The sequence below is a fragment of the Methylobacterium sp. UNC378MF genome, from assembly GCF_900103195.1.
Lineage (GTDB): Bacteria > Pseudomonadota > Alphaproteobacteria > Rhizobiales > Beijerinckiaceae > Methylobacterium.
On sequence record NZ_FMWU01000020.1, the window covers coordinates 49,400 to 71,791 of the forward strand.

Annotated in this window: 14 protein-coding genes and 1 pseudogene; 7 read left to right on the forward strand and 8 right to left on the reverse strand. The window is 66.9% G+C overall.

Annotated features, from left to right (window positions below):
* Positions 1 to 278 precede the first annotated feature (278 nt).
* From BLT59_RS20560 to BLT59_RS20585, 6 genes and pseudogenes are all read right to left on the reverse strand, one after another.
* Positions 279 to 479 carry a hypothetical protein gene (locus BLT59_RS20560; RefSeq protein WP_091784668.1) on the reverse strand — a complete coding sequence of 67 codons (201 nt, stop codon included), beginning with the start codon at positions 477 to 479 and terminating at the stop codon, positions 279 to 281.
* Between the two features lie 32 nt (positions 480 to 511).
* A complete protein-coding gene (locus BLT59_RS20565) occupies positions 512 to 859 on the reverse strand; it encodes a hypothetical protein (RefSeq protein WP_091784671.1) in 348 nt (115 codons plus the stop codon).
* Between the two features lie 406 nt (positions 860 to 1,265).
* Complete coding sequence (locus tag BLT59_RS20570) at positions 1,266 to 4,439, reverse strand: efflux RND transporter permease subunit (protein ID WP_091784674.1); 3,174 nt, start codon at positions 4,437 to 4,439, stop codon at positions 1,266 to 1,268.
* Between the two features lie 88 nt (positions 4,440 to 4,527).
* The gene (locus tag BLT59_RS20575) at positions 4,528 to 5,706 is read right to left on the reverse strand and encodes an efflux RND transporter periplasmic adaptor subunit (protein ID WP_091784677.1); all 1,179 of its coding nucleotides are present in this window, start codon (positions 5,704 to 5,706) and stop codon (positions 4,528 to 4,530) included.
* Between the two features lie 58 nt (positions 5,707 to 5,764).
* Positions 5,765 to 6,082, reverse strand: a complete 318-nt coding sequence (locus BLT59_RS20580) for a hypothetical protein (protein ID WP_244514082.1) — start codon at positions 6,080 to 6,082, stop codon at positions 5,765 to 5,767.
* A gap of 578 nt (positions 6,083 to 6,660) precedes the next feature.
* Positions 6,661 to 6,855 (reverse strand): annotated as a pseudogene (locus BLT59_RS20585) (transposase); the annotation flags it as partial.
* A gap of 497 nt (positions 6,856 to 7,352) precedes the next feature.
* On the opposite strand from BLT59_RS20585, the gene BLT59_RS20590 reads away from it, so the two are divergent.
* The 5 genes from BLT59_RS20590 to BLT59_RS20610 all read left to right on the forward strand — a co-directional run bounded on the left by BLT59_RS20590 (position 7,353) and on the right by BLT59_RS20610 (position 12,707).
* Positions 7,353 to 8,153, forward strand: a complete 801-nt coding sequence (locus BLT59_RS20590) for a CBS domain-containing protein (RefSeq protein WP_175544080.1) — start codon at positions 7,353 to 7,355, stop codon at positions 8,151 to 8,153.
* Positions 8,154 to 8,437: 284 nt separating this feature from the next.
* Entirely contained in the window at positions 8,438 to 8,623 is a 186-nt protein-coding gene (locus BLT59_RS32275; RefSeq protein ID WP_348272294.1) for a hypothetical protein, read from the forward strand.
* 62 nt (positions 8,624 to 8,685) lie between these two features.
* Positions 8,686 to 10,530, forward strand: coding sequence for a PHA/PHB synthase family protein (locus BLT59_RS20600; protein ID WP_091784686.1), 1,845 nt, complete (start codon positions 8,686 to 8,688; stop codon positions 10,528 to 10,530).
* A 3-nt stretch (positions 10,531 to 10,533) separates the two neighbouring features.
* Complete coding sequence (gene fabI / locus BLT59_RS20605; RefSeq protein ID WP_091784689.1) at positions 10,534 to 11,307, forward strand: enoyl-ACP reductase FabI; 774 nt, start codon at positions 10,534 to 10,536, stop codon at positions 11,305 to 11,307.
* On the forward strand, positions 11,307 to 12,707 hold the full coding sequence (locus BLT59_RS20610; protein WP_091784902.1) for a bifunctional enoyl-CoA hydratase/phosphate acetyltransferase: 1,401 nt from the start codon (positions 11,307 to 11,309) through the stop codon (positions 12,705 to 12,707). The genes fabI and BLT59_RS20610 overlap by 1 nt, the downstream gene beginning before the upstream one ends.
* A 608-nt stretch (positions 12,708 to 13,315) precedes the next feature.
* Here BLT59_RS20610 and BLT59_RS30715 read toward each other — a convergent pair.
* Positions 13,316 to 14,119, reverse strand: coding sequence for an ATP-binding protein (locus tag BLT59_RS30715; RefSeq protein ID WP_139174079.1), 804 nt, complete (start codon positions 14,117 to 14,119; stop codon positions 13,316 to 13,318).
* A gap of 122 nt (positions 14,120 to 14,241) precedes the next feature.
* Between BLT59_RS30715 and BLT59_RS20620 the strand changes: the two genes are divergently transcribed.
* Both BLT59_RS20620 and BLT59_RS20630 read left to right on the forward strand, forming a co-directional pair.
* Entirely contained in the window at positions 14,242 to 14,616 is a 375-nt protein-coding gene (locus BLT59_RS20620; protein WP_244514073.1) for an EAL domain-containing protein, read from the forward strand.
* Between the two features lie 1,256 nt (positions 14,617 to 15,872).
* On the forward strand, positions 15,873 to 19,274 hold the full coding sequence (locus BLT59_RS20630; protein WP_091784702.1) for a bifunctional diguanylate cyclase/phosphodiesterase: 3,402 nt from the start codon (positions 15,873 to 15,875) through the stop codon (positions 19,272 to 19,274).
* Positions 19,275 to 19,762: 488 nt separating this feature from the next.
* On the opposite strand, the gene BLT59_RS20635 is transcribed toward BLT59_RS20630, so the two are convergent.
* Positions 19,763 to 22,387, reverse strand: coding sequence for an FAD-linked oxidase C-terminal domain-containing protein (locus tag BLT59_RS20635; protein ID WP_091784705.1), 2,625 nt, complete (start codon positions 22,385 to 22,387; stop codon positions 19,763 to 19,765).
* Positions 22,388 to 22,392 lie beyond the last annotated feature (5 nt).

Below are 22,392 nucleotides of genomic sequence, written 5' to 3' on the forward strand. Positions count from 1 at the left end.
GACCGCGTCCCGGTGATCGACGGGGGCCGGATCGTCGAAGACGGCCCGATCCGGGACCTGCGCCTGGCCGGTGGCCTGTTCGAGCCGATGTGGCAGTTGCAGGCCGAAGGTATCGCAGGCGCGGCCGTGATCGAGGCCGCGTCAGTGGTCCGGGGTTTGTCCCGGCTGACCGGGACAATCGGGCCCAGCGAGGCGCGGAGTGCGAAACACCGCTGTCCACCGCACGACCGGTCCTGGCGCGCCGGCCTCAGATCGCCCGACATCGGCGCGAGTCCTGATCAACGCAATGACGCGCCGGTCAGCGGGTCGCTCGTCCGGACGAACAGCTGAACGGCACGGATTGAGCGCAGCGTCCCCGGGTCGACACCCGTCGCGACTGCGTCCTGCTCCAAGAGGGAAAGCTGTGCCAGCAGGTGGATGCGCGCCTGATGGGCAGAATTCGGCAGCTGCTCCTCCAGAAGAGTGACCAGCCTGCGCATCACAGGATCGTCGGCAGGTCTGGGCGAAGATCTCATGCACCCGCTTCCGTGCGGTCCGATAGACCGAATATCTGAATCGCCGGTGCGGAAACGGGTACGGAAAGCTTCAACGCTTGCGGGGTTGGGCTGATCGCAACATCGTCCTCATCGAAAATCGGGGCCCGTCCGAGGTCAGCATGGTCGCCGAGCACGCGACGGGCTGACAGGATCTTCTGGAATGCCTGCCGGTCGGCTCCGGCATTCCGGGCCAGATCTTCCAGACGGCGCAATTTTTCGATCGTCAGGGCCGTCGCCGCCTGGGCCGAGACCGGCCCGTTGCGTGCAAGTTGCTGGACCAGCCAAGCCGTATGATCGTCCAGGTCGACGCGATCTGTGGTCATGTTCGCCATCCCGTGGAACGTCACCGTCCACTCAGGACTATGCCGATGATGAGGGGCGATCATTAACATAGCTAAGAAAGAAACTGGCGTGGTAAGCTGCGTATGTTTTCAAACTATCCTTGGCTCGGCCGGGCGCAGGTCCGTAAACGCGCGCCGCTCTGCAGCATGACCGGCCGGATCAAGTGTTGGGGAGGCACCTTCGTCCGGTTTTTCCGTTCGCACTCGTCGTTCCCGGAGCTGTCTCACGAACGGTGGCGAGCGGACAGACGACGTTGCCGGTGGGCCTGCACGGTGAGGTCAGGACCGCCGGCCTGAATCGGCAGGAGGGTGTCGCCGACGGGAAGTAAAAGGGTTGCCGAGTTGGTGGGTCCCTGAAAAAGATCGCCTCGTTGAAGCCCGATCGGACTCAGGTACTCTCCGCGGCCGAAGACGGAGCCTCGACGTGCGCGGTCTGCCGTCCCCGCACGCGGCGTTCCTCGATGCGCTGCAGGATGACGTAGAAGGACGGCACGAACAGCACCGCCAGGCAGGTCGAGGCGAGCATCCCGCTGAACACCGTGATGCCGATCGACTTGCGCGCTGCGGCCCCGGCTCCCGAGGCGGTGACGAGAGGCAGAACGCCGAGGATGAAGGCGAACGACGTCATCAGGATCGGGCGGAAGCGCAGACGCGCCGCCTCTACGGCAGCGGTCGCGATGTCGAGGCCGGCCTGCCGCTTCTCGCGGGCGACCTCGACGATCAGGATGGCGTTCTTGCTCGCCAGCGCGATCAGCAGGATCAGGCCGATCTGCGTGTAGAGGTTGTTGGCGACGCCGAGCAGCATTAGCGCCCCGACGGTGCCCAGGAGCGCCAGCGGCACCCCGAGCAGGACCGCCAGCGGCAGGATCCAGCTCTCGTACTGCCCGGCCAGAACCAGGTAGACGAGGAGGATGGCGAGCCCGAACACGAGGTAGATCTGCGCGCCGACCGCCTTCTCCTGATACGACATCGCCGTCCAGTCATAGCCCGTGCCGGGCGGCAATACCTTGGCGGCGATCTGCTGCATCAGGTCCAGCGCCTGCCCTGAGCTGAACCCGGGCGCCGCGCCACCCACGATCGTGGCCGTCGGGTAGAGGTTGTACAGACTGATCAGGGACGGGCCCTGCACGGACTTGATCTCCACGACTGTGCCGAGCGGCACCATCGCCCCGTTGCCGGCGCGCACCTTCAGGTTCTCGATATCCTCGGGGCGGAGCCGGTAATCGGGCGCGGCCTGCACGTAGACCTGGAAGGTCCGGCCGAACTTGTTGAACTGCGTGACGTAGGACGAGCCCACATAGCTCGAGAGGGTCGAGAAGACCTGCCCGACCGTCACGCCAAGCGCCTCGGCCTTGATCCGGTCCACCGCGATCGAGATCTGCGGCACGCCGGCCCGGAACGAGGTGTTGAGCTTCTGCAGCCCGGATTGCACGTTCCCGTCGGCCACGATCGTCCGGGCGAGGCTCTCCAGGAGGGGGTAATCGAAATCGCCGTTGCGCAGCTCGATCTGCATGGTGAAGCCGCTGGCGTTGCCGATGCCCTGGATCGGCGGCGGGATGAGCACGAAGGTGGCGGCGTCCTCGACGCCCTCCAGCATCGCGTTGAAGCGGTCGTAGAGGCTGCGCAGATCCTGGCCCTTCTCCCTGGCCCGGACGTCCCAGTTCTTGAGAACCACGTAGGCGACGCCGGCATTGGGCAGGGTGGCGCTGGAATCGAGGACCGAGATGCCGCTGATCGAGAGCACGTTGTCGACGCCCGGCGTCGCCTTCGCCTGGGCGCTGATCCGCTGCATCACCGCGTCGGTGCGCTCCTTCGAGGCCCCGTCGGGCAGCTGGGCGCCGATCAGGACGTAGCCCTGATCCTCGGTGGGCAGGAAGGCGGTGGGCAGGCGGGTCAGCCCCCATCCGGCGAGCCCGATCAGCAGGAGCGCCACGGCGACCATGAGGCCGCTGCGCCGGACCATGTGGGCGATCAGCCGAGCGTACCCGTTCTCAAGGACGCCGTAGACGCGGTTGAAGCCGCGGTAGAACACGTTCCGCTTCTCCGGCGGCACCGGCTTGCGCAGCCACAGGGCGCACTGGGTCGGCTTCAGGGTGGCGGCGTTGATCGCGCTGATCAGCGCGGTTGCGGCGATCACCAGGGCGAACTGCTTGTAGAGCTGCCCGGTCAGGCCGGGGAGGAACGCAGCCGGCACGAAGACCGACATCAGGACCAGGGTGATGCCGATGATCGGGCCGAACAGCTCCTCCATCGCCTTCTCGGCCGCCGCCCGCGGCGAGAGGCCCTCGTCGATGTGGTGGGACACCCCCTCGACGATCACGATGGCGTCGTCCACCACGATGCCGATGGCCAGCACGATGGCGAACAGCGTCGAGAGGTTCACGCTGAAGCCCATCGCCGCCATGGCCGCGAAGGCGCCGATGATGGTGACCGGCACGGTCGTGGCCGGCACCAGCATGGCGCGCCAGTCCTGAACGAAGACCAGGATGACGATCAGAACCAGCACGGCCGCCTCGAACAGCGTCCTGTAGACCTCGTGGATCGAGGCCTGCACGAATTCCGTCGTGTCGAACGGGATAGCGTAGACGAGGCCCGGCGGGAAAGTCTTCGCGAGCTCGGCCATCCGGGTGCGGACTGCGTTCGCCACCGTCAGCGCGTTCGCCTCGGGCAACTGGTAGATGCCGATGCCGGCCGCGGGCTGTCCGTTCAGCGTGAAGGACTGGCTGTAGGTCTGCGCGCCGAGTTCGACCCGGCCGACATCGCGCAGGCGGGTGATGCGGCCGCCATCCTGCGCGTCCGCCTTGATGACGATGTTCTCGAAGTCCGCGGCGTTGTTGAGCCGCCCGTTGACGTTGAGGGTGTACTGGAAATCCTGGCCGGCCGGGACCGGCGGCATCCCCACGGCGCCCGCGGTGACCTCCTGGCTCTGCTGCTGCACGATGTTGATGATGGCGTCGGGGGTGAGGCCGCGGGCCTGCACCAGGTCGGGATCGAGCCAGATCCGCATCGCGTACTGGCCGGCGCCGAAGACCGTAACGTTGCCGACGCCGGGCAGCCGGGCCAGCTCGTTCTGCACGTTGATGACGCCGTAATTCGACAGGAACAGGCTGTCGAACTTCCCGTCGGTGGCCGACAGCGTCACGAATTGCAGGATGGCGGTGGATTTCTTCTGGGTCGTCACGCCCTGGACCTGGACCGCCTGAGGCAGCGACGACATCGCGATCGCGACGCGGTTCTGCACCAGCACCTGGGCCTGATCGCCGTCCGTGCCGATCGCGAAGGTGACCGTGAGGGTGTAGGTGCCGTCGCTCGCGCTGGTCGACTGCATGTAGAGCATGCCCTCGACGCCGTTGACCTGCTGCTCGATCGGCAGCGCCACCGTGTCGATCACCGTGCGGGCGCTGGCCCCCGGATAGCGGGTCGTGACCTGAACCGTCGGCGGCACGACGTTGGGGTACTGCGAGACGGGCAGGTTGAGCAGCGACACCGCGCCGACCAGCACCATGACCAGGGCCAGCACGTTGGCCAGGACCGGCCGCTCGATGAAGAAGCGCGAGATCATGCCGTTGGTCCTCGGTGCCGGCATCTCAGGAGCGGCCCGCCGCAGCGGCGGGGCGCGGGTTCGCGGAGGCCGGCCTCCGACCGATCTCTCACCGCTGAAGCGACGCCGCGTCGGACGGGACATCGGCCACCGCCACCTTCTGGGGCGCGACCTTGGCCCCGGGGATGGCCCGCTGGATCCCGTCGGTGACGACCCAGTCGCCGGGCGTGAGCCCGGTCTCGATCACCCGGTAGCGTCCGTCCCGCGGGCCGAGCGTCACCACCCGCTGCGAGACCGTGTCGTCGGCCCCGACCGTGAGCACGTAGCTGCCCTGCTGGTTCGTTCCGATGGCGTCGTCGCGGACCAGCAGGGCCTTGTCCTGGCGCCCGACCGGGATCCGGACCCGCACGAACAGGCCCGGGAGGAGGGCGTGATCGCCGTTCTCGATGAGCGCCCGGGCCAGGAGCGTGCCAGTGGACGGGTCGACCTGCGGCGCGAGGTAGTCGAGCTTGCCGGTATGCGGATAGCCGGTCTCGGTCTGCAGGCCGATCTCCACCGGAATCTTGGACAGGTCGCCCAGCGTCCGTTGCGTCGCGAGCAGGTGCTGCTTGACCAGCAGCACCTGCTGCTCGCTGACGTTGAAGTAGACGTAGAGCGGATCGATGCGCACGAGCTGCGCCAGCTTGGTCGGTCCGCTGATGCCCACGAGCGCGCCGACATCCACCTGGTGGTTGGTGACGACACCGTCGAAGGGCGCGGAAACCTGCGTGTAGCCGAGATTGATCGTGGCGATGTCGAGGTTGGCCTGCGCCTCCATCACGGCGGCGCTGGCTTGGTCTTGCTTGGTCTTGGCGTCCTCCACGCGGGCCTGCGAGGCGAATTCCTGCCGTCCCAGCGTGGATTGGCGCTGATATTCCGACTGGGCGTTCGCCAGGGCGGCTTGCTGCGCCGCCAGGGCGCCCTGCGCCTGCTTGAGCTGCGCCTCGTAGGTGTTGCGCTGGATGGAGAAGAGCGGTGCGCCCTTCTTCACCACGGCGCCGTCCCTGTAGGTGATCGCCTCCAGGAACCCCTGAACCCGCGCCTCGAGATCGACGGCCGCGAACGCCTTGGTGTTACCCGTGAGTTCGAAGTAGCGCGTCACCGTGCGCACGACAGGCTGCGCGACCGAGACGCTGGGCGGCGGCGGCGGAACGTATTGATTGGCCTCGCGGCAGCCGGCGGCGAGGCCGGCGATGGCCACCAAGGCCAGACAATGGACAGATCTGGGAAGCTGCAACAGGAACGGCACAGTTGGCCCTCAACCTGAGATCGCTGCGGGACGGTCTGCGGCCTCGCTCTTGCGGCGGCTACTGACCATCTTCGGCCTTGGCTTCCCGGGCGAGGGTCAGGCATTCGAGCAGATCGACATAGCTGGGCAAGCCGTTGAGTTGCGCTTCCGCTGCGCAACGCGTCCGATCACCGGCCGGATAGCTGGACCAGTGCTTGGCGACCTCTGCACGCGCCGATCCCTCGTCCGCGAGGCAGAGCTTCTGCCGGCCGGCGTCGAGAGTCATCTGCTGCGTTGCCGCCTGGCAACTGCCTCGAACGTCGAATGTCGGCATCTTGTCCGAGACCGGCATCGTCAATGCCAGCGTCAAGAGCACGGGGGGAACAGCAAACATCATGATCGACACACCCCGCTTCGCCGCGACCGGACAAACCGGTCGATCCTTGCTTCGGCGGCCCCGCACAGATGCCGTCTCCTGCGACAAGACAGGTTCGATCCGCAAGACGGGCCCGATTCGGTCGCCTGTGCTGTCTCGATAGCACATGCTGCGGATGAAATGTTGCCGTAAATATCATTATCAAACAAGATATATTGCCTGAATCTCCCACGCATGGCAAAGCGGCCGCCCGGTTGCTTTGATCTCCGCTGAGGTGGTAAAGTCGTCGCAAAAAACGAATCAATGAAATGCATAAAGTTGTTATTGAGGATTTGATAGATTAAGTTTGTATTGAGGGCAATTTTGGATCTTCAAAGAAGTGAGGTGATCGGGCGGCGATCCCGAGCCGGGCTGACTGAGACGGCCAACCAAGGCCGGATGTGCCGCAGATGGAGCGCGCCGGCGTCGTTCGCGGGCGCCCGTGAACAGGTCACTGCCCCTTGCTGTGCAGAGACGTCAGAGCGAGAGATTGCCTGTCGCGCGACCGATGAGCCTGCATAATATCGCGGCTCGTACGCCAATGAATCACATCAGAAGAAAAGCTGGTTCATGAGCATGGTGCGCATGCCGACCAGCCGCGACCGGACCCTGTGCAGGCTCTGCATATCGAGCTGCTCCTGTGCCTTCAGGGGCACGAAGCGCATGGTTGGGCGTGTGGCTGCCTCGGCGATCGCCTCGGCATCACAATCGTCGTTCTTCTGTGCTTTGACGTTGGGCCGAACATGCTCCGGCGAACCGAAGCAAGTGCGCCATTCTGCAGCGAATACTTGAATTATACGCAGGCGCGTCGTGTGAGATCGATCAACGCGTGATGGATCGGCAAGCGTAAGTTGGACATGTATTCCGGCCGCAGGCGACAGGGGCGGCACGCCCGCACAGCGATGACAGGGCGGCTTCCGGTAACGACCGAGGCCCTATGCGCCACTTCCGCGTCCAGAATCTCTGCCTGTCGTCCGGGCGCAATCAAGCTTGATCCAGCGCAAAGCGAGCGGATCTGCGGGCTGCGCATCTCGTTCGCGTGACCGACGCCACCTGCGGGATGCTTGCCGGTCCGTAGCTCGATGCGATGCGCGGCAGGATGAAGCGACGCCCGGCCGCGCACCGATCCCACCTCGGGAGGACGTGGATGCCCAAAGTTACCCGTGATCCGAATCCGGCACCGGCACCTCCGGCAGATACCTATTCGCCGTTCGGGAGCGACCGAGCGCGTCCGGAGAGAAGGGCGCAACAGATGCGCGCGCGTCAGATCATGTCCGCGCCCGTCGTCAGTGCCTGCCCAAAGACTACCCTCCGTCGCGCGATCGACCTCATGCTCGAAGCCGGTATCAGCGGCTTGCCGGTCATTGACGCGCAGGGCCTGCTCGTCGGGATCGTCACCGAGGGCGATCTGCTCCGCCGGACCGAGCTTGGTACCGAAGGCCGCGCACCGCGCTGGATCCAGTACCTCCGCAGCCCCGGTAAGCTCGCCGAAGAATACGCCCACTCGCACGGCCGATTGGTGGAGGAGGTGATGTCCAGTCCCGTGACCACCGTCACGGAGGACGCTCCCCTGCACGCCATCGTCGAGGCCATGACACGGGCTCGGATCAAGCGGGTGCCGGTCCTGCGTGGAAGCGCCGTGGTCGGGATGATCAGCCGAGCGGATATCGTTCGGGTACTCGGCGCCGCATTGGCCGCGGATCAACCCGTTGGCAACCGGAGTGACGCCGACATTCGTCATGACATCCTCGCCGAGTTCGACCGCGCCATCTGCATCCCGAAGGCTACGATCGAAGTTACCGTCGACGGCGGCACGGCCGAGCTGCACGGCTGGATCACCGATGAACGGGAGCGCAGCGCCGTCCACGCAGCCGTCGAGGGTGTGCCGGGCATCACGGCCCTGCGCGATCACCTGGCCTGGGTCGAGCCGATCACCGGATTGGTCCTGCCTTCCCCGGATGACGGGGATTCGGACGGCACGGGGGCGGCGGAGCCCGGTCCTCCTGGAGCGCCGCCCGTCGCCAAGTCGCAGATCGCGGGCACCCCTTCATGACCGTGGAGCTACCCTGTCCAACGTGAGTACGCGCGACCGGACGGGCGGAGGTCGTCCCAAGCACGGTCGTTCCCGGCGAGGTCATCCTGACCCGCGGGGGTGTCGGCCCGGCTCCTGCGCACCTTGTGCCCACCGGGCCGCGTCGGCGTTCGGTAGGCCTGTGGCTCACCGTCGCCGTCGTGCTGCTGATCCTCGCCGACGGCGGCTAAAGGTGTTGGAAGGCACAACGGCCGCTGCTGCCGCCTGGCTTCGGTCCCGGAAACGGCAGGCGTGAGGCCGACGCGGTGGACATAGACACCAAGTTCGCCCGCCGCGTCGCGCGCCTTCTCGTTGACGAAGGCGATGTGGTCCGGGCCGGGCAGGTCGTCGCCGTGACGGACACCCGTGATTTGGAGGCGTGGCCGCACTGTCCTGCGGCCCGCTCGGCAGGGCTCCTGCGGCTGGCCACCCGCTCTTTCCTGCATGTTTGATCTGGATCACGGGCGCGCGGTCCCGCACACCGTAACGTCCGCGGCGCTGCAGGAGATCGCGCATGCTCGACGCGGAAGTCAGAGATCCGGCCGCGCCGGTCAAGGCGCCATCGTCGCATTTGCGCTCGCTCGGAGAGGTCCGCAGCCCGGCATACCGTTCCGATCCCGAGGAAGAGGACGATCTGGCGCCGGTCCGGCGCGCGATCGATCAGAGCGTGCACGCCTCGGTCGCCCGGATGACGGGCGGCCTCTCGCCAGCGGCGCTCGCCGAGGCGTGGTTCGACTGGGCCGTCCACGCGGCCTTCTCGCCGGGCAAGCAGGCCACCTTGGCGGTGAAGCTCCTCCGGAAGCGGATGCGTCTTGCCCAGTTCGCGGCCCGGAACGCTCTGCTGCAAGGCCGCGCCGCCCCCTGCATCGATCCGCTGCCCCAGGACCACCGCTTCGACGACCCGGCCTGGCAGGTCTGGCCGTTTAGCCTCGCCTACCAGTCATTCCTGTTGACCCAGCAATGGTGGCACAACGCTACGACCGGCGTGCCCGGCGTCTCGCGAGAGCACGAGAACCTGGTCGCGTTCGCCGCGCGTCAGGTCCTCGACGCCGTCTCGCCGTCGAACCTGCCGTGGACCAATCCGGTCGTGCTGAGCGAGACCTTACGGACCGGTGGCACGAACCTCATGGCGGGCCTGCTCAACGCCGCCGAGGACGCCGCGCGCGCGGCCGAGGGGCTCGGCCCGGTTGGCGCCGACGCCTTCCCGGTCGGGCGCGCGGTGGCTGTCTCACCCGGGGCGGTCGTGTTCCGCAACCGGTTGATCGAACTGATCCAGTACGCCCCGGCCACTGCCGAGGTCAGGCCGGAGCCGGTGCTGATCGTGCCGGCCTGGATCATGAAGTTCTACATCCTCGATCTGTCGCCCGAGAACTCGCTGGTCCGGTACCTCACGGACCAGGGCCACACCGTCTTCATGATCTCCTGGCGCAATCCCGGTCCGGAAGACCGGGACGTCTCCTTCGACGATTACCGCCGGCTCGGCGTGATGGCGGCCCTCGATGCCGTGTCGTCCATCGTTCCCGGCCACCCGATCCACGCCGCCGGATATTGCCTCGGCGGCACGCTCCTCGCCGTCGCGGCTGCCGCGATGAGCCGCGACGGCGACGAGCGCCTGGCGTCGCTGAGCCTGTTCGCCGCGCAAGTCGATTTCACCGAGGCCGGCGAGCTGACATTGTTCATCGGCGAGAGCCAGATCAGCTTCCTGGAGAGCCTGATGCGCAGCCAGGGCACGCTCGATGCCCGGCAGATGGCCGGCGCCTTCCAGCTCCTGCGCTCGAACGACCTGATCTGGTCCCGGATCATCCGCGACTATCTTCTCGGCCGGCGGGAGCCGATGACCGACTTGATGGCCTGGAATGCGGATGCCACGCGCCTGCCGGCCCGGATGCACTCCGAGTACCTGCGCGGCCTGTTCCTCGACAACAATCTCGCGGAAGGACGCCTCCAGGCCGGAGGCCGGCCGGTCTCCCTGACCGACATCCGGGTCCCGGTCTTTGCGGTGGGTACGGAGCGCGACCATGTCGCGCCCTGGCGCTCGGTGTTCAAGATACACCTCCTCGCCGAAACCGAGATCACCTTCGTCCTCTGCAGCGGCGGCCACAATGCCGGGATCGTGACGGAAGCTGGGCATGCGCATCGCCGGCACCGGATCCGGACCCGGGGCACGGCCGACCGGTACCGTGATCCCGACACTTGGGTGGCGGAGACGGCTTCCAGAGAGGGCTCCTGGTGGCCGGCCTGGGCCAATTGGCTCACCGCGCGCTCGGGACCGCTTGGTCCTCCGCCCGCGACGGGTGCGCCGGCATCGGGCTATGCGGTGCTCGGTGACGCGCCCGGCACCTACGTGCTGGAGGCCTGAGCGGTGTCCCTCGCGCAGCCGCTCGCCGGCAAAGTCGGACTTGTCGTCGGTGTCGCCAACACACACTCCATCGCGACCGGCTGTGCCCGCGCCTTCCGGGCTGCCGGTGCCGAGCTCGCGCTGACCTACCTCGACGACCGGGCGCTGCCCTTCGTTGAACCGGTTTCCCGGGAGGTTGAGGCCGCCGTCCTGGCGCCGCTCGACGTCGAGCGCGACGGGCAGCTCGAAGCCGTCATGGACCGGATCTCGGCGGCCTGGGGACGGCTCGACTTCCTGCTCCACGCCATCGCCTACTGCCCGAGCGAGGATTTGCACGGCCGCGTGGTCGACTGCTCGCGGGCCGGGTTCGCCCGGGCGATGGACATCTCGGTCCACTCGCTGATCCGGATGACGCGCCTGGCCGAGCCGCTGATGCGCGGGGGCGGGTCGATCCTCACGGTGAGCTACTACGGCGCCGAGAAGGTGGTCGAGCACTACAACGTCATGGGCCCCGTCAAGGCCGCGCTGGAGGCCACCGTCCGATCGCTCGCCGCCGAGCTCGGCCCCAAGGGCATCCGTGTCAACGCGCTCTCGCCCGGTCCCATCGCGACGAGGGCCGCGTCCGGGCTCGACCGTTTTGAGGATCTGCTCGCGACCGCCCGGGCGAGGGCTCCCGAGCGCCGACTCGTCACCATCGAGGAGGTCGGCGCCGTGGCGGCGCTGCTAGCCGGTGACGCGGCACAAGGCGTGACCGGCAATGTCACCTTCATCGATGGCGGCCTGAACGTGGTGGCATGATGGAACCGCTTCGCTTCATCGAGAACCGCACCTTCGACGAGATCGCGGTGGGCGACACCGCCAGCCTGACCCGCACACTGCAGGCGCAGGACATCAGCCTATTCGCGCTCGCCTCCGGCGACGTGAATCCGGCCCATCTCGACAAGGAGTTCGCCGCGACGGACCGCTTCCATGGGGTGATCGCGCACGGGCTGTGGGGCGGCTCGTTGATTTCGGCGGTGCTCGGCACCGAGCTGCCGGGGCCAGGCACGATCTATCTCGGCCAATCCCTGCGCTTCCTGCACCCGGTCCGAATTGGCGACGCGGTCACCGCGCGCGTCACGGTGCGCGAGAAGGACGGGTCCCGTCAGCGCCTCCTACTCGATTGCGTCTGTCTGAACGGGCGGGGCGAGACGGTCATCACGGGCGAGGCCGAGGTGCTGGCCCCCACCGAGAAGGTGCGCCGGCCGCGCGCCCTGCTACCCGAAGTCCACCTGCACGAGCGAGGCGTTCACTGGAACCATCTGATCGAGGCGGCGCGCAAATTCAGCCCGGCCCTGACGGCAATCGTGCATCCTTGCGATGCGGCCTCGCTTGAGGGCGCGCTCACTGCGCGTGACGCCGGGCTGATCGTGCCGGTTCTGGTAGGACCCCGGGCTAAGATCGAGGCCGCGGCGCACGTGGCCCGTCTTGCCCTCGACGGCATCGAGATCGTCGACGCGCCCCACAGCCATGCCGCAGCGGAGCGCGCCGTGGAACTCGCGCGCGCCGGACAGGTGACGGCGCTGATGAAGGGCGCCCTCCATACCGACGAGGTCCTGGCGGCCGTTGTCTCACGGACGTCGGGCCTGCGAACAGAGAGGCGCATGAGCCACGTCTACGTCCTCGACGTGCCGAGCTGCCCCAAGCCGCTGTTTCTGACAGATGCGGCCGTCAACATCGCGCCGAGCCTGGAGGAGAAGCGCGACATCGTGCAGAACGCCATCGACCTCGCTCGCGCGCTGGGCATCGCGCAGCCCAAGGTGGCGATCCTATCGGCCGTCGAGACGATCTCGACCAAGCTAGGCTCGACGCTGGACGCCGCGGCCCTGTGCAAGATGGCCGAGCGCGGACAGATCACGGGCGGCCTCGTCGACGGGCCGCTGGCCTTCGACAACGCGGTCTCCCGCGCCGCCGCCGCCGTTAAGGCCATCGCCTCGCCGGTGGCGGGCGATGCCGACGTCCTCGTGGTGCCTGACCTCGTGTCGGGCAACATGCTCGCCAAGCAGCTGATCCACCTCGCGGGCGCCGATGCCGCCGGCATCCTGCTCGGCGCGCGCGTCCCGATCATCCTGACGAGCCGCTCCGATAGTGCGGAGGTGCGGATGGCCTCCTGCGCTCTCGCGCAGCTCTTCGCCCATCGCGCCGGGATTCCCTGTTGACGCCGACGATCCTCGTGCCGAACGGGGGCGTCGAGCCTCAAGTTCGCCCTCTACGACGAGGGAACCGCACATCGCCTATGCCGGGGCGGCGTCTTCGGCATCGGTGGCGAGGCGAAGGTCGACGTGTCTGGGTCGGAGACGTCCTTCTCCGACGGAACTCCCGCGATCGCGCATGCCGACCACGAGGCGACCGTGGCTTGGCTGATCGACGCGCTAGCCCGCGGCGCACCTGACCCTGAAGGCCGCCGGGCACCGAGACAACGGCGGCAGGACCTGGAGGGTGGAGCGAAGCTCCTCCTGGACGCGGAGACGGTCACGGCGGCGGAGTTCCCCGCGCTCAGGCAGGAAGCGGGACGAGGTGCCTCGCCTCGGCATGAACGGCGGCGCGCGCCGGTCGTTCGGCTCGCGGTCGATGCCGAGCAGGGCGCCGAGCGGTAAGAACGGCGGGCGTCCGGCGCCAAGGCGCTGACGGAGCGAGAGCGCGTCGCGGTCAGAAGCCGCTCGCATGAGCGACGCATCCGATCCACAATCTTCCATTCCGGAGCAGCACAGCGATGGACCCGACCTCGGCGGATTGGGACGCACGGGTCGGCCGGCTGACCGGTCGCCTACCCAGGTGTATGCGCGATGCGGTCGTTTGAGACATGCCTTGGCACCGGAGCGGGTGCTGCATGGAGCCGCACAATTGCTTCCCTTATTCGCCTGCGGCCCTCCGCGACGCTCATGTGAGGGTCACTTTCGATCTGAAATGCGTCACGGGCCAATTCCGGATCCCTAATCACGTGCTCGAACCACGCTGAGTAATCTCCGGCCCGGAGGTGGCGCATCCAGGTACCTTCTCCGACCTGATCGCCAATATCGAGGAACTCGAACAGATTTCGCGCTTGTCTGGGCCGTTCCAGGCTCCGAGTGAAGTAAAAGCTTCGCGCCCTGCCTACGTCGCCGACGGCGTATTTACCCTTATGTCGTCGATGGACCTGATGAGGTTGAGCGACCCTGAGAATGACCGGTGACGTGCGCTTGCGATCCCAGTAAACGGCTTCCCCAGTAGAAATGGCACGCGGCGGTTCGAGGTCCTCACTTCGTCCCCCGAAGAGAGCTTCGATCTTTCTTGCAGCTCCGAAGGCCAGGATAGTATCGACATCGCCCAGAATGGCCTGTGACAATGCCCCAGGGTAGGCCGTCGCCAGAATAATTCTTGGCATATCGGACAAAGAAAGCGGCCCAGGCTCACATTCCGCTGACAGGACCTGATGTGCCTCATCGATGATCAACCAGTCGGGCCGACCGGTTCGGCTACGCAAATCAGACGTTTGCGAAAGAAGATCCCGAAGTAGACTCTGCCGCTGTCGCAGCGTCAGCGCCTGCGCGTTGACGACCAGATTGACGCCGACCGCGCGCAGCAGCCTCATGACTTCATCTGCCCGCGGCGGCGTGACCGCGTCGCCGACGCAGAACGCATTTTTGAAGCCCGACGTAATCTCCTTCCGGGTCGAAAATGCAGAACTCGAAATCAGCCTCGGCGATCCGCTCCGTGAGGGCTGTCACCAAGGTCGACTTGCCGCTTTCCGGCGGCCCAGCAATCCGCGTGCTCCCGCTTTACGGCCGCAGAAAGACCTCCGCGCCCGCGTTGCAACCTACCCGTAACCACGATGCAGCTATCGTTGAATCTGTCCTGACGCTCGCCCGCAGCCTGGGGCTTGAAGTCATCGAGGGCATCGAGACGGGGGCGCAGGAGGCCTTCCTCGCCTCTCACGGCTGTCATGAGGGCCAGGGCTATCGCTATGGCAAGCCGATGGATGCCGAAACCTTCCTCACAGCGGCCTTTGCCTCGCGACAGATCGAGATATCTCCAACCCAATCGCACCTGAGAATCGTACAATCTTCCGGCACCACAGGCGGAAGCTGAGGCCGCAATCAGACAAATATCGGATCGAGACCCAAGGGATCCGACGGCCGGTTGTCGACGATCAGCATGTCGAAGCGTCCTGACTCCGAGCACCGAGCTGTCAGCGCCGCTTCGGATCTGCGTAGCCGATGGGCTCGTAACCCAGGGCCGCGAGGGTCTCTTCGACCTCCTGCACGGCGGAGCGCGCACCGCCGGCGGACAGGTCAAGTCACTTCCTCGGCTTCAATCGGCCTCAAAGCCGCGGTTTGAGAGAACCCTTCTGGACGAGACCGCGTCGAAGAGGCCATGGCCAGGCGGCATCCACACCATCAGTCCAGGGGTGAGGCGGAATGATCAGATCCACGCTATTCATAAGCGCCGGTCTCGCAGCGGCCTCGGTCGTGTCGGCTACGCTTTGGATCTCGCATGGCCCTCGCCCTCAGATGAGCCAGGGCAAACCGGCGTCAGCCCCTGTGCTGCTATCCCAGCAGCGACCGACGGATTCTCATGGGCAGCCAGTCCGGACCATAGCAACCGGACCATCTACCGGATCGGCCCTCAGCAGCACTCCTTCTCAGCAAGACAGAGGAGGAGTGGATCCGATCCCTTCTGCCTCGACCCAGCCAGGGAATCCCCGTTCGCCGATCGATGCCGGGGCGCCTACCAGGCTAGCGGACGTCGCACCCAGCTCGGGCTTAGGGGCGGACACCGCCGCGAACAGCGCCAGTGAGCTACCAGCGACACCTGGGAGTGTCGACCTGAACTCAGCCTCGATCGAGCAACTAAATGCGCTCGGAGCAGGCATGATCGGGAAACGCATTATCGAATTTCGACCCTACGCGTCGGTAGAGGATCTGGTCACCAGACGTGTCCTGAAGCGGGCGGATTACGAGACCATCCGGGCCGCCGTCACCGCCCGGTAGCGTTACGGAGTGCCTCAAAGGGCGCATTTCTGAGGGCGCTCTGAGACATTGATCTAAGCCGCTCAGAATGTCTGATTCAGCATCTTGCCTCTCGAAGCGGACGGGCAGCAAGCGGCCATACTACGTCACGTTGAACAAAGGGGTACAACTCCTGCTCGGTACTCAGCAGGGCCAAGAGGCACTTTGAAACGGAGGCAAGAGAGCGCTGCTGCGAGCGGCACGCTTCCAACGCTCAGGAGCGATGCGCAATGACCCGGCTCGGCAGATCCTCTAAGTTGGAAGCCTCCTTTACGTTTTCGTGCTCTGCTGCTGCTCGCCACCGTGCAGGTTTGGGTTGTGGCGGGGGCGGAGACGATGCTGTCACCGATCAGGGGATCAGTCGCGACCCTGGGACTAAGCGGTTGGCTGCGCGTCGCGGCTATATTGGTCGGTCTGGGCATCCCGGCGCTCGTCACCTGGACTATGTACCGGCAGTACAGTCAGGACCTCACCGACGCCGAGACGCGCGCCGTCAACACCGCTCGCGCTCTGGGGCAGCACGCCACGCGCAGCTTCGAAACGATCGACACCTATCTGCGCGCTGTGGCGTCCCTCGTCGGTCCGCGCGCCGATACCCTGCCGTCGCAAGCGCTCCATGCCGCCCTGCACGAGCAGTTCGTTCACTCGCATCTCAACAACATCATTATCATCGATCGTGATGGAAGGGCGATCGTCGAGGCGGCCGCCTTCCCGACCCGGTCCCTCGACGTGCACGACCGCGACTACTTCCAGGCTTTGCGCGAACGGCCGGACGATGGTCTTATAATTGGCCGCCCGGTGATCGGGCGATTGACCGGCAAGCTCTTGCTTCCGGTAGCGCGCCGCATCGACAATCCGGACGGCTCGTTCGCGGGCATCGTCCAGGCGATGCTCGACCTGGAGACCTTCCAGGCCGTTTACGCCAAGATCGACAACGGTCCAGGGGCGACCCTCAACCTGTGGCGCGCGGACGGCACGCTGCTCTTGCGCTCCCCCAGAATGCCGGAGTTGGTCGGCAAGAACTACGCGGACGGGGCGAACTACAGGGAGCACGTGCTCCCCAGAGACGACAGGCCGTTCTGGTCGCCGGGCTTAACGGATGCCGTTGTGCGAGTGATCGCCTACAGCTTCCTCGACGGCTACCCGCTCTACGTTGGTGCCGCACTCTCCCGCGCCGACGTGCTCGCCGGTTGGCGTCGGTCGGCCCTGACGCAAGGTCTTGTTGCGGGCAGCCTCACCATCTTGCTCGTGGCCGCTCTGCTCCTGTTCGCACGTGAGATCGAGCAGCGTCAGGCCTCAGATGCGCAGACCAGGGCGAGTGAGGAGCGCCTGCGTGCGCTAACCGACGCTCTGCCACAAATGGTCTGGGCCATAGACTGCGACGCTGGCGCGACCATCTACCGTAACGCACAGTTCGAGTCCTATTACGGCCCCATCGGCCCGACGCTTGCCGACCGACTGGCGGCCAACCATCCCGACGACGCCGGGCGCATGGCCCAGACCCGAAGCGCCACGATCGGAAAGGGTCTCGCCTACAGCGTGGAAGGCCGCCTACGCCGTCACGACGGCTCCTATCGCTGGCATCGGCTCGTGATGATCCCAGTGCGTCGCGCTGGGGAAATCATCGAGTGGATTGGCACGGCTCTCGATATCGACGACATCATCACGGCGCGCAAGGAGCAGGCGGAGATAGCCGCACTGCTGCGGGCGACCCTAGAGACTATGGACGAGGGGCTGATCCTGTACGGCCCGGATCTCCGCGTGCGCCTGCACAACCGACGCGCGCGCGAACTCCTCGATCTGCCTGAGACCGTCCTGTACGACGGCAGTCCCTACAGCGCGATCAACGCCTTCCAGGTTGCGCGCGGAGAGTACCGGACTAGCCCGAACACACTGGAGGGCGCGCTCGTGGCCGCCGATCTCGCGAGCTTGCCGGACGTGTTCGAGCGGCAGCGGCCGGATGGGACGAGACTGGAGGTGCGCGTCGTGCGCTTGCCGGAAGGCGGCTACCTGCGCACCTATACCGACACGACGCGCCGCCGTGAGGCCGAGGCGCGGCTGCGGCTGAGCGAGGAGCGGCTCGCACTCGCGCTCGACAGCGGCGAGGACGGGATCTGGGACTGGGATATCGCGGCCGGTGAGGTCTGGGTCTCGGATCACTGGATGCACCGGCTGGGACACGAAGGCTGCGAACGGATCGCGATATCCATCTACGCGCAGTTCGTGCATCCAGAGGACCGCGAGCGTGTGGCCACCGCTCTGCGCGAACACCTCAAGGGCCTGACGCCCGCGTTCGCCTGCGAGCACCGGCTCTTCCGCCAAGATGGCGGCCATCCTTGGGTCCTTACCCGCGGCCGTATCGTGGAGCGCGACGCGACGGGTCAAGCGACTCGGATGGTCGGCACGCAGATCGACATATCACGGCGCAAGGAGGCTGAAGCGCGCGTCGAACATATGGCGTACCACGACGCGCTCACTGGCCTGTCCAACCGCCTGCTGCTCCGCGAACGGCTCGACTGTGCGATCCAGGCAGCCGCGACGGCTCATGATCGTTTCGCCGTGCTGGTTTGCGATCTCGACGGATTCAAGGCCGTCAACGACACGCTCGGCCACGTGGTCGGCGACCGCCTCCTCTGCGTGGTGGCCGCGCGCATGCGCTTGGTTTTGAACGAGGCCGACACCGCAGCCCGCCTCGGCGGAGACGAGTTCGCGCTGGTGCTCGGCGGCCTGGACGGCGAAGGCGGCGCGCGACGGGTGGCGGAGCGGGTCATCGCGGCAGTCAGTGCCCCTGTGGAGATCGACGGCGCGCGCGTCGAGGTGGGCATCAGCATCGGTCTCGCGATGGTGCCGGTGGGAGGCGCGGACGCGGACGAGGTGTTCAGGCGCGCCGACGCCGCGCTCTACGAAGCCAAGGCAGCTGGGCGCGGCACTTACCGCCTGTTCCGACCCGGGGCGCACGCCCGGACTGCGGTGCGGGGCTCGCTGGCCCTCGATATGAAGGAGGCGATCCGGCGCGGCGACTTCTCGCTCGTCTACCAGCCGGTGATCGACGTGACCACGAACGCGGTGGTGAACTTCGAGGCGCTGATGCGCTGGCACCACCCCGAGCGCGGCGCGATCTCACCAGCAGACTTCATCCCAGTGGCTGAGGAGACCGGGCTGATCGTGCCGCTCGGCGCCTGGGCACTGGACCGAGCGTGCCGCGAGGCGCGGCGCTGGCCTGAGCCGATCCGCGTCGCGGTGAATGTATCGACGGTTCAAATCCGCGACGGGCTGGAAGAGGCGGTGATGACCGCACTCGCGGGAGCAGGGCTGGACGCTCAGCGCCTGACGCTGGAGGTGACGGAGAGTATGTTGATGCGCGACGCAGACGACGCGCTGGCACGGCTGCATCGGCTGCGCGGACTGGGCGTATGTGTGGCGCTCGACGACTTTGGCACCGGGTTCTCGTCCTTGAGCTACCTGCGCCGCTTCCCGTTCGACAAAATCAAGCTCGACCGTGCCTTCGTCCGTGACATCGCCGAACCGGAGACAGCAGCGATCGTGCGGGCTGTAGCTGACCTTGGCGAGCGGCTCGGCAAGCGTGTGGTGGCCGAGGGCGTTGAAACCTGGGAGCAACTGGAGCGTGTGAGGCAGGAGGGCTGCACGGAGGTGCAGGGCTTCCTGTTCAGCCGACCGCTCGCCGCTGCCGATGCGCTCGCCTTTGCGATGGCTGGCACCAAGCGGAGTGCCGCCTGACGCGGATCGGTCTATAGGCGGCTCAAGCCGGCCGCGGCTGCCGAACGTGCGGTCGGCTTTTGGGCCGCAATCCAATGACGGCTCACCGCCGAGAACTGAAGTTGCGGTACTCGCGACGAACGACCGCTTTCGGGAGGCGCCGATGGCCTTCGGCACGGCTGAAATGGGTCGATAGGGGGTTGTCCGCTTTTCCGTCGGACCATCTCAGAAGCAGCCATTCCGCTTTCGGCCAGACTACGTCGCGCCGGATCGCCAACGCACGCAGGACCGGACATTCGGCTTCGCGCCCTAACCGGTCATTCGATCGCGTCGATGTCGTCGCCGGAAGCAGACATGCCTTCGCGAGGCATCATTACCTTTGCCCCTGAAGCGCAGATGCAGCCTTCAAGGCTGGCGAGGCCGTCGACCGACCTGCCGCATGGTCCGAGAGGGTTCGAATGCCAAGTCTCGGAGTTCGACGATTGAGAGAAATCCTCTCCGTGCGACCTCTATGAAATCGCACCATTCTTGATGGCGGCGTGGAATGCATCGATGAGGGAGATACGCGCACCGCGCCGGTAGAGGATGCCGACCGGCCTGCCATAGGCGCGGTCGCCGACGGCCATTTTTCGGATGCGGCGCTCCCGGCTCGATTCGAAGCCGTAATCCGGCAGAAGAGAAACGCCGAGGCCCTGCGACACCAAGACGAGAATGACTTCGGCCGCCTCGATCTCGAAGAGTTCCTTTGCGACGATCTTCTTGTCCTGAAGAAACCTCTCTGCGATCCGTCCCGTCGGCGAATTTCTGTACATGCTGATCATCGGCGAGGAGGACAGGCACGCCTCGACGCCCTCGAAGGGAAGCTCGGCTGGACAGACCAGCGTCAAGGGCTCCTCCCGGATCAGGTGCCAGCCGAACTCCTTAGCGATCTCGAAGGTGGGCCTGACCGTGATGGCGCAGTCGATCGCACCGCCTTCCAACATGGAAAGGAGTTGCGAGGAGGTACCCGGTACGATCTTGAGGGCGATCTCCGGGTGATGCTCGGCCATGTGTCTCAAGGTCGGCGGCACGACCGACATCAGAGCGGTCGAGACCGACCCGATCCGAAGGGTGCCGCTGAGCCGTCCGAGCTGGGCGACCTGCGTCAGGTCCGCCACCCTCCTCAGGATGTCCCGCCCCGCTGTGACGACGGCTCGCCCCTCGTCCGTCAGGGTCACGGCGCGTCCGAGACGGGTGATCAGCCGGACACCGAGCCCCCGTTCGAGCGTCTGGATCTGTTCGGCGACGGCGGCGCTCGACAGCCCCATGGCCCGGGCCGCCCCGGCTAGCGAGCCGGCATCGGCCACGGCACAGAGTGTGCTGAGGAAGCGCGTGTTCAAGGCCCGGAATTTCCCACTCCAGGCGCCGTTGCCGTTGCAGTGGAGCGCCTCGTCGTAGCCGGCCCGGACATGCGCGGGGATCGTCCGGTCCCGCTGGCCCTTGGTCGGCACGCCGTCGACGGTCAGCAGCGCGGCGCCCTCGGGGGCGGCGATCTCGCCGGGGTTGAACTGGTTGCGCGGGTCGAAGGCGGCCTTCACCGCCTGCAGCACCGGGTAGAGCGGGCCGAAGAAGCGGGGCGAGAACTCGGAGCGCACGCCCTTGCCGTGCTCGCCCCAGAGCAGCCCGCCGTAGCGCTGCGTCAGGGCGACGACGTCCTCGGTGACGGCGCGGACCAGCGCCTCGGCGCCCGGGGCCTTCATGTCGATGGCCGGGCGGACATGGAGCACGCCGGCATCGACATGGCCGAACATGCCGTACTCGAGCCCGCGCCGGTCGAGGGCGGCGCGGAACTCCGCGATGTAGTCGGCGAGGTGCTCCGGCGGGACGGCGGTGTCCTCGACGAAGGCCATGGGCCGCCGGTCGCCCTTGGTGTTGCCCAGCAGGCCGACCGCCTTCTTGCGCATCGCCCAGAGGCGGCCGACCTCCGCCTCGCCCCGGGCCACCGTGTAGCCGCGTCGGCCGTGGGCGGTCCCGGCCTCGTCCAGGGTCGCCGTGAGGCGGGTCAGCGCCGCCTCGACCGCGTCCGCACCGTCGCCGACGAACTCGATCAGGTTGACGCCCTGCACCTGCTCGCCCGCATCCTCCGGGAAGTAGGCGGTGACGCCCTCCCAGACGGGATCCTCCTGGGCGAGTCCCAGCACCTTGGAGTCCACCGTCTCGACCGAGGCCGCCCCGAAGGCCACGAGCGTCCGTGCGTCGCGCAGGGCCGCGTCGAAGCTGTCGTAGCGGAGGTTCACCAGCGCCACGTGGCTCGGCAGCGGCAGGACGTTGAGCGTCGCCTCCGCGAGGAGGCCCAGCGTCCCCTCCGAGCCGCACAGCACGGCGTTGAGGTCGAAGCGGCCGTCCGCGCGGCGCAGATGGGCGAGGTCGTAGCCGGTGAGGCAGCGGTTCAGCGGCGGGAACGTTTTGTCGATCAGCGCGGCGTTCTCGCGCTGAAGCTTGTCCACCTCCCGGTGGATGGCCCCCGCGAGGTCCTGCCGGGCCTGCGCGGCCGCGAGCCTGTCGTCGTCGAGGGGTTCGGAGTGCCAGACCGTCCCGTCGGCCAGCACCGTGGTGAGGGTGCGCACGTGGTCGCGGGTCTTGCCGTAGAGGCAGGAGCCCTGGCCGCAGGCGTCGGTCGAGATCATCCCGCCGATGGTGGCGCGGTTCGAGGTCGACAGTTCGGGGGCGAAGAACAGGCCGTGCTCGGCCAGGGCCGCGTTGAGCTGGTCCTTCACCACACCCGCCTCGACCCGCGCCGTGCGGCGCACCGGGTCGATGGCGAGGATGCGGTTCATGTGCCGCGAGAGATCAACCACGATCCCGTCCGTGAGGGACTGGCCGTTGGTCCCGGTCCCGCCGCCGCGGGGGGCGATCCGCACCGTGGCGAACCGCTCCTCGGCGAGCAGGGTCGCGATGCGCACGAGGTCGTCGCGGTCGCGCGGGAAGGCGATGGCCTGCGGCGTGATCTGGTAGATCGAATTGTCCGTGGCGAGCGCGGTGCGGTCGGCCTCGGCCATCGTCAGGTCGCCCGCGAAGCCCCGCGCGCGCAGCTCGGCGCAGAAGGTCGCGGTCAGGGACGGCACCCGGGGGCTGGGGGAGAGGCGCGGGATCATGGCGG